Annotated in this window: 14 protein-coding genes and 2 pseudogenes; 1 reads left to right on the top strand and 15 read right to left on the bottom strand. The window is 38.8% G+C overall.

Features of this window, described 5'->3' with window-relative positions:
* Positions 1–148: 148 nt before the first annotated feature.
* A complete protein-coding gene (locus tag HT703_RS03705; protein ID WP_054393003.1) occupies positions 149–625 on the top strand; it encodes a GNAT family N-acetyltransferase in 477 nt (158 codons plus the stop codon).
* A 579-nt stretch (positions 626–1,204) separates the two neighbouring features.
* On the opposite strand, the pseudogene HT703_RS03700 reads toward HT703_RS03705, so the two are convergent.
* The 15 genes and pseudogenes from HT703_RS03700 to HT703_RS03630 all read right to left on the bottom strand — a co-directional run.
* Positions 1,205–1,330, bottom strand: a pseudogene (locus tag HT703_RS03700) (SAM-dependent methyltransferase); the annotation flags it as partial.
* Positions 1,331–1,362: 32 nt separating this feature from the next.
* Positions 1,363–1,764, bottom strand: a complete 402-nt coding sequence (comGG, locus tag HT703_RS03695) for a competence type IV pilus minor pilin ComGG (RefSeq protein ID WP_054393005.1) — start codon at positions 1,762–1,764, stop codon at positions 1,363–1,365.
* The gene (gene comGF, locus HT703_RS03690) at positions 1,742–2,203 is read right to left on the bottom strand and encodes a competence type IV pilus minor pilin ComGF (protein WP_054393006.1); all 462 of its coding nucleotides are present in this window, start codon (positions 2,201–2,203) and stop codon (positions 1,742–1,744) included. Before comGF ends, comGG begins: the two co-directional genes overlap by 23 nt.
* Positions 2,166–2,468, bottom strand: a complete 303-nt coding sequence (gene comGE / locus HT703_RS03685; protein ID WP_191994533.1) for a competence type IV pilus minor pilin ComGE — start codon at positions 2,466–2,468, stop codon at positions 2,166–2,168. Before comGE ends, comGF begins: the two co-directional genes overlap by 38 nt.
* Positions 2,431–2,865, bottom strand: coding sequence for a competence type IV pilus minor pilin ComGD (comGD, locus tag HT703_RS03680; protein WP_050207886.1), 435 nt, complete (start codon positions 2,863–2,865; stop codon positions 2,431–2,433). The genes comGE and comGD overlap by 38 nt, the downstream gene beginning before the upstream one ends.
* Positions 2,828–3,151 (bottom strand): comG operon protein ComGC, encoded by a 324-nt coding sequence (gene comGC / locus HT703_RS03675; RefSeq protein ID WP_166731555.1) that lies wholly within the window; start codon positions 3,149–3,151, stop codon positions 2,828–2,830. The genes comGD and comGC overlap by 38 nt, the downstream gene beginning before the upstream one ends.
* Position 3,152: 1 nt before the next feature.
* The gene (gene comGB / locus HT703_RS03670; protein WP_166731556.1) at positions 3,153–4,169 is read right to left on the bottom strand and encodes a competence type IV pilus assembly protein ComGB; all 1,017 of its coding nucleotides are present in this window, start codon (positions 4,167–4,169) and stop codon (positions 3,153–3,155) included.
* Positions 4,117–5,058, bottom strand: coding sequence for a competence type IV pilus ATPase ComGA (gene comGA, locus HT703_RS03665; protein WP_000249547.1), 942 nt, complete (start codon positions 5,056–5,058; stop codon positions 4,117–4,119). Before comGA ends, comGB begins: the two co-directional genes overlap by 53 nt.
* Before the next feature lie 75 nt (positions 5,059–5,133).
* Complete coding sequence (locus HT703_RS03660) at positions 5,134–5,499, bottom strand: DUF1033 family protein (RefSeq protein ID WP_000286404.1); 366 nt, start codon at positions 5,497–5,499, stop codon at positions 5,134–5,136.
* A 150-nt stretch (positions 5,500–5,649) separates the two neighbouring features.
* A complete protein-coding gene (locus tag HT703_RS03655) occupies positions 5,650–6,708 on the bottom strand; it encodes a zinc-dependent alcohol dehydrogenase family protein (RefSeq protein ID WP_172929932.1) in 1,059 nt (352 codons plus the stop codon).
* A gap of 318 nt (positions 6,709–7,026) precedes the next feature.
* Positions 7,027–7,266 (bottom strand): hypothetical protein, encoded by a 240-nt coding sequence (locus HT703_RS03650; protein WP_000907298.1) that lies wholly within the window; start codon positions 7,264–7,266, stop codon positions 7,027–7,029.
* Between the two features lie 113 nt (positions 7,267–7,379).
* The gene (locus HT703_RS03645; RefSeq protein ID WP_023934276.1) at positions 7,380–7,814 is read right to left on the bottom strand and encodes a cytidine deaminase; all 435 of its coding nucleotides are present in this window, start codon (positions 7,812–7,814) and stop codon (positions 7,380–7,382) included.
* Positions 7,815–7,827: 13 nt separating this feature from the next.
* Complete coding sequence (gltX, locus tag HT703_RS03640) at positions 7,828–9,288, bottom strand: glutamate--tRNA ligase (RefSeq protein WP_023934278.1); 1,461 nt, start codon at positions 9,286–9,288, stop codon at positions 7,828–7,830.
* Positions 9,289–9,418: 130 nt separating this feature from the next.
* Positions 9,419–9,895 (bottom strand): annotated as a pseudogene (gene pgi, locus HT703_RS03635) (glucose-6-phosphate isomerase); the annotation flags it as partial.
* A 446-nt stretch (positions 9,896–10,341) separates the two neighbouring features.
* On the bottom strand, positions 10,342–10,713 hold the full coding sequence (locus HT703_RS03630; RefSeq protein ID WP_023935311.1) for a PTS glucitol/sorbitol transporter subunit IIA: 372 nt from the start codon (positions 10,711–10,713) through the stop codon (positions 10,342–10,344).
* Between the last annotated feature and the right edge of the window lie 19 nt (positions 10,714–10,732).

Genomic DNA, 10,732 nt, shown 5'->3' with positions numbered 1-10,732 from the left:
TTTGCAGGAAGTCTAATAATGAAAATAAAGGACTAAAGTAATAACTCTAAATATATCTGATTTTTATAGGACATTTCATAAAAAAATCTACATACCTAGAGTCCTATTTAGTTATGTATCTTACATAAAGAGAAAGGAATTAATTATCATGAAATTATCTTTGTATAGTGAAGTTGACCATTACCATTCTTTAAGTTCTTATTCTTTAAATGATATTACACATACTGATACCCCAAAAAATATTATTGAAAAGTCTAAAAAAGATAAGTATAGATACCCAATAGTAATACTTAATAAAGAACATAAAGTAATTGGATTTTTTTGCCTACACCTAAACACTGGTCCTAAAAAGTATGGCTATTATCAAAAAGATTATGCGCTTATTAGAGGATTTTCTATTGATGATAATTTCAGAAATCAAGGATATGGTTCTAATGCTCTGAATAAAATATTTGAATTCATGGACTCAACTTTAAAATTAGAAATTAACCATATTGTATTGGCTGTAAATGAAAAAAATATATTGGCTCAAAAAGCATATAGAAATTCAGGTTTTTTTGTTGTGAAGAAAGATTTAGAAGGAAAAAAGGGGAAATTAATTATTATGGAGAAAAGCAGAAACTAGTATCATTTCTAGTTTCTGCTTTTCACTAAGTCTGCTATAAATTTAGTATCCTAGCTTATTTGCATATTTTGAGAGGAATAATCTATATACTAAACTTTTATGTTTATAATTCATTCCTTTCGTTTCACTCAAGGCACAAGACAGAATGAAAAAGTGGTGTGCTCTTTATTTTGTTTTATAATAATAGTGAGAAAGTCTATCACTACTACAAATCACGTGGAGGTGAATAAGTGAGTGATACAGCCACTACCTCGCATATTTATAGGTGTCATTCTTTCCATCAAGCACAAGAACTGTGACTAGGAGAACGTAAACTTATAATTGAATAAGCGAATCGTTTGTGAAAAGGAAAGAATAGTCAAGGGATAGGCAGACTCAAATTTGGTGAAGGGAGACTCCTCATGTTAAAAACCAAATTTCAATTTAAAAAATTTTAAAATTTGTTTCGCATTTACTACTCCTTGCATTTATATTGGATTGATTAAGAGAACCTTTCGCGATGTTCCTTAGCAACTTCTTTGTACTAGGAAAATTTAAAAATTCGGATAGGTAGCTACCCCGATTATTCATACAAAAAGCATCCGAAATTTCTTTGTCTGATAGAAGATCAATCTGTTTCTCGACTGCTTGACAAACCAAGTTTGCAAGAAAGATATTTTTAGGTGAATCAAAAGTTTCTGCTTTGTGGTTAAAATCATGTTTCATATTTTTAGTTTGGCACAAAGTAGCTTGATTGGCTAGGAGTTCTCTTTCTTTTCCGATTTTTTCTTCTCCGCTTTTTCGCTTGAATCGGTCGCTACCTCTTCCTTTTTCTCTCTTTTCTCTTCTTTGATTTTGACGGAAGGAAAGATGAACTCATATTGACTCTTATCCGTACGAACCCTTATCACCAAGCTTGCTTTCTTGTTTTGATAACTCACCTGACCCAGATTAAAAACCTGTTCCCCACTTTCTTGCTCGGCTTTATCCTTGGCTCGTTTGGCCATGGCAAAAGCAAGCAATTTTTCTTTATTCAAAGCATAGTCTTGATAGTGGGCGACTTGTCGGTTCAAGTAAAATTGTAATAAAAGACTAAAGATAGCTGCCATGCTGACTGCATAAAGGAGAACACCTGCCTTAACTTTTTTCTTTTTCCACACGATAGATAAACTCTCTCTCTAATCCTTTTTGAAATTGGAAACGAAAGTGTACCAGTTGGCCCTCCTCTGTAATCTGCGCAGACTTAAGCCCATAGACCATAGGTTGATAACCTCGACCACGAGCATTCGTTTTACGGAAATCATCTGCCCTAGACTTACCCATAGCGATCTCCTTGCCATCCTGCTTCATATAGATACGATTGCCTTCCACCTTTTCAAACTGAGAACGCTCTAACTCTGCCTCCAGCTGATCCACAAACAAGAGCCACTCTTTTTGCTCGCTTTGTTGCTGGTAGCGAACTTCTGAAATGAGGAGCTGACTCATAGCTTGAAAAAGGAGTAATCCTCCACTGATGACAATCAGGGCAATCAGGGATTCTAACAAGGTAAAAGCCTTGACCTTATGGCTCTTTGATTGCCAACAACTGTTCTGAACCATGGTAGACCTCCAATCCCTTTTCGCTAGAAAACACCTGAATCTCCACTCCGTTTATGTTTACCTGATTTTGACCTGTCTGCAAGGCCATCTTAGCTATCCTCAAGACTTCTTCCTTTTGCAAGATTTTTGCTTCTTCTTGCCTATTCTTTTGAATTTGTCCCAAAAGGAGGGTCGCAATGCTGGCAAAGATAGCTAGAGCGACTACTGCTTCCAGTAAAATCACTGCCCTAATTTTTTGTTTCCTTAATGCGTTTAATTTTTCCATTTCCTAAATATAATTGATAGCGAATCGCTCCTTTACTGGTCTGAAATTCAACCTTAGCCAGAGACGAATTGCCCCCAGCTCGGTCAAATGTAATACTTTGGTCTGATGGTGCCTGAATCCCTTTGGGGACTATCAACTTTTGACTGCCATTGCTAATCGTCTGCCCATCTAAGTTAAGACTAGTCTTTTGCTGACTGGCTACACTGCGTTTTTGAGTTTCCCGATAAAGTTCTTCAAACTCCATAAAGAAAATCTGCTCCTCTACCGCCGCAAAAGTAGACTGGACAGAGCCTGACAAACCCAAGGCAAGGATACTCACAAGTCCCAAAACCAAGAGACTTTCAAGCATGGTAAAGGCCTTAATCCGCGACCGTTTGAGTCTTATTTTGTTTTTCATGATATTCTTTATAAGCTTTAGCTTGCTCTTCTGTGATTCGCCCATCTGCTTGTAACTTACTTAGACTAGCATCTTCATTTTTTTCTAAGCTATAAAGCTCTGCCTGGCTTTCCACCACCTTAACAACAGCAGCTTTTCCTTTGTCGTTGACTGCTTCTTTTTGCTTGGTCAGATTAGGTACAAAGAGTAAGAGAAGCACGCTGATGATGAGCAAGACCACCAACATCTCCACAAGTGTAAAAGCTTTAACCTTAGCTTTTTTCAAGAATGTCATCATTTTTTTCATTTTAAAAATTTACCTCCATATTTTGATACATGGGCATGAGCATTGCCGCATAAAGTAAAACGATAATCAGTGCTACAAAGATAAAAACCAGTGGCTGCACCAAATTCATGGTGCGGTTGACTCGGGTAAAAAAGGCTTCCCAAGTTTTTTCAGCATAGATTTCCAACTCACTCCCCAGCTTAGACTTGACTTCACCATACTCGATGATGAGACTCAACTCCTTTTTAAAGAAAGGATAGGTTCCTATAGTTTGAGAAAATTCTCGACCATTTTGGAGAGAATGAGCCAAATCTTGACCGATTTCTTTAAAGAACTGGGAACCTTGTTCCTGCATCATTTGAAAAATCTGCGTCAACTCCATTCCCTGTGAAATCATATTCCCCCATTCACGTGCATAATAGGCTGTCAAATAGGTCTGCACAAAGATTCCAATAAAGGGAAGGCGCGCTAAGATAGAAAAGACGCGCATCTTAGAACTTCTTTTATAAAAAGTGAGTGCTAAAAGGACACCTACTGAAACAAAAACTATCATTCCTAGAAAGATTTGTGGCAGATTACCGATAATTTGGGTGGCAATATTGCTACTATCCAGTTGTGGGAGCAGGTAATTCCGTAACCCCAGCATAATTAAGAGAAGAAAACCCAGCAAAATCAAGGGATAGGTCGCTACTTCAATCAATTTTTTCTTGACCTTAGCCAGATTGTCCAGATATTCTTCTATCTTTCCCAAACTCAGGTGGAGATTGCCATGAACTTCAGCTAGGGATAACTGGGTGACAATGGCACTTGAACATCCCAAACTTTCCATCATTTCTGAGAATGATTTCCCCTGAGACAAGCCCACACTCATCTGGGTCACACACTGCCTGTCCAACAAAGCACTCCTATCTAAAAAGGAGATGGTCTCCACCAGATGAAAACCGCTAGAAAAGAGATTGTTAAATAGGGTGATGATATTTTTTTGCTTAGCTGTAGCTAATTTTTTCCGTCTCAGCCTGAAGACTTGTGATATGTCCATCTTTAAGAAGCTGGTCAATTTGCTCATTCCACTTGGCTGCTTGGTGTTCTTGATAATCTCTGCTTGCAAAGTCAACGATTCCTCCTCCCCCGATTAATCTCTGGTAGCAGACTCCTTGCAGAACAACTGCCAATTCTTCTTCACTCACACCCAACTCCAGCAGACGCTCATAAACACCTCGGATACTCTTGGCGTGAATGGTTGAAAAAACTGTTGCACCTGTCAAACTAGCTCTGACCACTGCACGCGCCGTCTCGCTGTCCCGAATTTCTCCGATAATCAAGAGATCTGGTCGATGACGCAAGGAAAGTTTGATGAGATTTTCATAGGTTAGGCCGATTGCTTCGTTCAACTGCAACTGAAGCATGTCGTCCTGCTTGATTTCGACAGGATCTTCGATGGACATAACTTGCTGTCCTTTAAAGAGTGACTTGGACAATTCATGCATCAGGGTCGTCTTACCACTCCCAACCGGGCCAGCAAAAAGATAGAGTCCCCGTTGCCTGTACTGCTTGCCTAATTCTTCAATATCCTGAAACCAAAAATGCAAGTCCTGCTCTTCATCGTGCAACAAGCGAATGACTAAACTCTCATGCCCTCGATAATCGCCTACGGTAGATAAACGTAGGGACGCCATCTTCTGGTCATATTCATAGTCACAGGAACCGAGTTGACTACGTCGCTTTTCTCCCACATTCATACCCGCCACAAACTTAAAGTGACTGATGACGGCCGCAAATTTTTCGAAGTTATAACAGCCAATTTTACAGCGCTCGTCTCCTACCCTCATATGAAGCTCATAGGCATCTAACTTAGGGACAAAATAAATATCTTGCGCTCCTTTTTTCCGGGCCGAACGAATGATTTCTTGTGCAATTTCTTGAACCATACCTACCTCCTCACCTATACTATTCGCAAAGATTTGGAAAAAATAAAAAAGCAACTCCAAAAAGTTACTTTTTCTCTATTTTACTTTCATACGGCAAGAACGGTGCCTTTCCTTACCTGTTTGTTTTTCATAGCCTGGACGTAGTTTTTCATCTGGAATAACCTGCTCATCCTGTAAAAGAGCCAAAGAATGGTATTGTTGTAAATACTCATCACATTCATCACACCAGCGTTGATCTTCCGGGTCCCAAAAAATGGTCATCAAGTCCCTTCTACTTTTATAAAGAGGGGATTCTTGTTCCAATCTAAACCAGCAAGTCTTGTAGTATTTGAGAGCATCATAATACTGGTCAAATTTCTTACTTGCTACAATATCTTCTTCCCAACCTTCTAAGAACCACCAGGGTTCAAAATCTCCGTACATTTCTATAACACGATACATATTCATTCATTCCTTTGTACCATATATTATAACCAATTCCGCCAGACAAGGAAAGAAATATGCTCATTTCTTAATTTTTTGATAAAAAATCCAGCCATCTGATGGATGACTGAATTTCTATTTACTTATGTACAAAAATATTTTTACTACTTAGGCTTCTGAGATATCGTTTTCGATAATGACCTTAATGGCATGGTGGTCTGCCGCCTTACTGAAGACTTCATAGGCTTTTTCAATTTCACTGAGTTTGAAATAGTGAGTTACCAATTTTTCTGGTTCAATCTTATGACTTTCAAGTGCTTTCAACAATTGTGGAGTCGTATTTGTAGATACCAAACCAGTTGTTACATTGATGTTGCGAATCCAAAGTTTATCTAAATCGAATTCAACTGGTTTACCATGCACACCACAGTTGGCAACCGTTCCGTCTACACCGATAATCTTTTGACAGAAATCAAATGTTGCAGGAATACCAACAGCTTCGATAGCGACATCCACACCACGACCATCTGTCAAATCATAAATTTCTTCAATGGCTTTTTCAGGGTCTGAAGAATTAACCTTATGAGTCGCACCGAATGATAGGGCAGTTTCCAAGCGGTTATCGTCTAGGTCTACCATAATCAATTTAGCTGGTGAATAGAATTGGGCTGTTAAAAGAGCAGCCAATCCAACTGGACCTGAACCAATAATGGCTACGCTGCAACCAGGTTCTACTTTCCCTTTTAAGACACCAATTTCATATCCAGTAGGCAGAATGTCTGACAGCATAACCAAAGCTTCATCTGACAAGTCTGCTGGAGTATGGTAAAGAGTATTATCTGCATGAGGGACACGTAGATATTCAGCCTGCATACCATCAATCAAGTGACCGAAAATCCAGCCCCCTTCGTCTTCACAGTGAGCATAAATTCCTTTTTTACAGTAGTAGCATTTACCACAGGCACAGACGCAAGAAATCAAGACCTTGTCACCTTTTTTGAAGTTGGAAACTCCTTCCCCAACTTCTTCAACAATCCCAATCCCTTCGTGGCCAAGAATGGTACCACTTTGGCAAGTAGGAACATCCCCTTTGATAATATGGAGGTCTGTTCCACAAATAGTGGTTTTTACAATACGCACAATAGCATCTGTTGGCTTGCGAAGCACTGGTTTATCTACATCAACAAAAGAAGCAAGTCCTGGTTTAACATAAGTATAGGTTTTCATAAAGCACTCCTCCGTTTTTTAAATGTACTATTTATAATATAATTGCAAGCCTTTTCAATTGGCTCTTTAGGTATTTTTATGATATTTTTAACTTTTTTATTTACCGGTAAAGCAATGTAGATAAAAAAGCAGAAGCTAGCCTCTAACTTCTGCTTTCTCTCTTATGACTCATCTCCAATTTTTCTGATACCTGCAACAAAAATCGAAGATAATAATAATTGGGTAACACTCAACTGATCAAATCCAAAAATGTAATGTGCTAGCAAATGAAATAAGAAAACAAACAAAAACGAAGATAATAAAATCTTACACATAGATTTAAGCCCAGAAATTAATCCGTCCATTATTTGGATATACATCCCTAGCATCAACCCATTGAGCTACCGCATAACCTACATTGTAGAAAATGTTAATATAATCAAATATACGTTCAAGAAGTTCAGCTAACCGATTGCTATAAATGCCTAAACGAATAGCAGCTTTTTTAGCTACCCTACTTAAAGTAGCTTTAGCAACTGCCAATCCTTTTTTCTTTACCAAATTACCAATGCCTGCCACACCACCGGAAATAGCAGTAGCAATTAGATTTTCTACTTTTTTAAACTTTTTTCATTTTTTCAAGTACAGTTTTTCAAATTATAGTAAAAAGAGCCAGAATTATACTGACTCTTCTATTGATTATTAAACTTAGAAGCACGTTCTTCTCCCCACCAATAGGGCATTAGTTCTGCGACTTTCACTGTCTTTCTTGTATCGTAGTCCATCATGAATTCTGCATCTTTATTTTCAGCGTTCAACTCTAAAAGGAATTCTCTGCAAGCGCCACAGGGCATTCCTGAACTTCCACCATAAGGTGCTTTATCTCGAAAGGCTAATACTTTCTTAACCTTAGTTTGTCCTGAAAATTGGTACATATTGAAGAGGGCCGCCCGTTCTGCACAGAGATGGAAAACACCACAGGTTCCCTCCATACAGAAACCTGTAAATATTTGTCCATCTTCTGCTTCTACTGCAGCTACAACATGATTGGCATAAACAAAGTCTGATACTTCATGTGGATTGTATAGTTTCTGTGCTTCTTCGTACATCTTTTCCCAGATGTCCATTGTTGCATCCTTCTTACTTAGAGATTTCCTTTAACATATTTTCGATATGCTGGATTGATTTTTCACGTCCAAGCAAGAAAATTGTATCTGGTAATTCTGGTCCATGCATTTCACCTGAAACTGCGATACGAATAGGCATGAAAAGATTTTTCCCTTTAATACCTGTTTCCTTTTGGACTGCTTTAATTTGTGGGAAGATATTCTCTGTCACGAATTCATCATCTGTCATCACTTCGAGTTTTGCTTTGAAGGCTTCAAGAACTGTTGGGACTGTTTCACCTGCCATGACTTCTTTCTCAGCCTCAGTTAATTCTGGGAAGTCTGAGAAGAAGAGGTCTGTCAATGGGATAATCTCATCTACTGATTTCATTTGTGGTTTATAGAGCTCAACTAATTTTTCAGCCTTGTCAGTCAATCGACCTGCTTCTTCTAGGAATGGTTTTGCCATTTCAAAGATAGTTTCTAGGTCTGCATTCTTGATATAATCATTGCTCATCCAGTCTAGTTTTTTCTGGTCAAAGGCTGCTGGAGACTTGCTGAGGCGGTTTTCATCGAAAAGTTTAATCAATTCTTCACGAGAGAAAATCTCATCTTCGCCACCTGGGTTCCAACCAAGAAGAGCAATAAAGTTAAAAACTGCTTCTGGAAGGTAACCTTTCTTTCGGTAATCTTCGATAAATTGAAGTGTATTAGTATCACGTTTAGATAACTTCTTACCAGTCTCAGAGTTGATGATTAAGGTCATGTGACCGAACTCTGGAGCTTCCCAACCAAGCGCTTCATAAACCATGAGCTGTTTTGGTGTATTAGCAATGTGGTCGTCTCCACGGATTACGTGAGAAATTTGCATATCATGGTCATCGATGACAACGGCAAAGTTGTATGTTGGGTAACCGTCTTTCTTTTGGATAACCCAGTCACCACCGATATTGCCACCTTCAAATTCGATATCACCTTTGACCATATCATGCCACTTGTAGATACCTGACTCATTGACAGCCAAACGAACCGTTGGGATAATCCCTGCTGCTTCACGTTCTGCGATGTAAGCCGCTTTTTCTTCTTCACTCATACCAAGGTATTCGTTGATATAGCGAGGTGTTTCACCTGCTGCTTCTTGGCGTTCGCGTTCAGCTGCCAACTCTTCTTCTGTGACGTAAGATTTGTAGGCTTTTCCTTCAGCTAACAGTTGGTCGATGTATTTTTGATACAAGTCCAAACGCTCAGACTGGCGATAATTCTCATGTGATTCTGGACTTTCATCCCAATCCATGCCTAACCAGCGAAGGTTTTCAAGTTGTGAACGTTCACCATCCTCGACATGGCGTTTACGGTCAGTATCTTCGATACGAATGAGAAATGTTCCACCATGATGGCGCGCATACAAGTAATTAAACAATGCTGTACGGGCATTCCCGATGTGTAGTAGTCCTGTTGGACTTGGTGCGTAACGTACGCGGATATCTTTTGACATAGTTTCTCCTATAAAGTCTCTAGGCGTCTGCCTTTTTGCTCTCTATATTATATCACAAGTCTTGGCTGAGTCCAATTTCTATGGATAAAGAGAGTAAAAAGAGTGGACAAACCACTCTTTTCTTCTATTATTATAGACGTGCGTTAAGTTCTTTGCTCAATTCTTCAAATCCTGGTTTTCCAAGAAGGGCAAACATGTTATGTTTATAAGCTTCAACACCTGGTTGGTCAAATGGGTTGATAGCATTCAAGTAACCAGAAAGGGCGATAGCCAATTCGAAGAAGTAGATAGTGTAACCAAGAGTGAAAGCATCTTGTTCTGGAAGAGTCACGTACATGTTTGGTACGTCACCATCTGTGTGGGCAAGAAGAACACCGTCAGTCGCTTTTTTGTTTACAAAGTCAACGTCTTTTCCTTGAAGGTAACCAAGTCCATCAAGATCTTCTTCCAAGCTAGGGATAATCACGTTCTTGCGAGGTTTGTCAACACGGACTACTGTTTCAAACATGATACGAGTTCCTTCTTGGATAAATTGACCCAATGAGTGCAAGTCAGTTGAGAAATTAGCTGAAGTTGGGTAGATACCTTTTTGATCTTTTCCTTCTGTTCAGGCACCCCTTGTAGATGCATCTGCTGGAAATTCCCTTGCACTGGCTGGCTAGTTTGATTGACTTGCCAAGCCCTTTGCGCTTGACCTTGACCGTCTTATTCTGGCATGCTTTTCTCCTTATAAATTTTGTTGATTTGTCATATTGCGAAAACATTGAAAAACAATGACAAATTTCACAATATTATAATATAAATTATTTTTCCTATCAAAAAAGAGAGTGGGAAAGAACTTCAAACAAGTTAAAAAGTTCGTCTTCCACCTCCCCCCGCACAGTTGATCAGGCAATCTTTGGGACTTACAAAGCGAAGGAAGATGCCAATCAACCACTAAGTTATCTGTTTTTTTAAATTTAGACTCAAAAGCCTGGACTTTTTGCCCAGGCTCTGATTCAAGTTTTTAGACTCTTATTTTTCTAGTATTCTTAATTAGATATTTTATCTTACTTAGGCAGCTTCGAAAATCTGAATGGTAGAACCTTTCTCAAGTACTACTGCTTGGTCTGCTGCGACATGGAGTGTACCAGGAAGGCTCCCCTCTTTTGAACCATCAAAAGAAATCGTGATATGCCCCAGTCCAGTTAAATTTTTTTCTACTACATTTCCTACGGCAGTAATCGAATATTCCTGACTATCTACGACCAGCTTTCCACCTTCTAGTATTGCACCTAGAAGATTTTTGTTATCGATTTTAAAACAATACTCTGCTAAATCTTCCGGAGCTTCTTCTCCAAATAAAATGAGCATATTAGCGTCTTGAATCATATTCTGAGCTTCAAGCCCCACTTGAATTACTTTAGCTTCAAAAATTTTCTTCATCTAATTCCTATTCATCCTT

The sequence above is a fragment of the Streptococcus sp. 3874 genome, from assembly GCF_013276425.1.
Taxonomy (GTDB): Bacteria; Bacillota; Bacilli; order Lactobacillales; family Streptococcaceae; genus Streptococcus; species Streptococcus pseudopneumoniae.
This window is presented reverse-complemented; position numbering and strand designations above follow the sequence as displayed.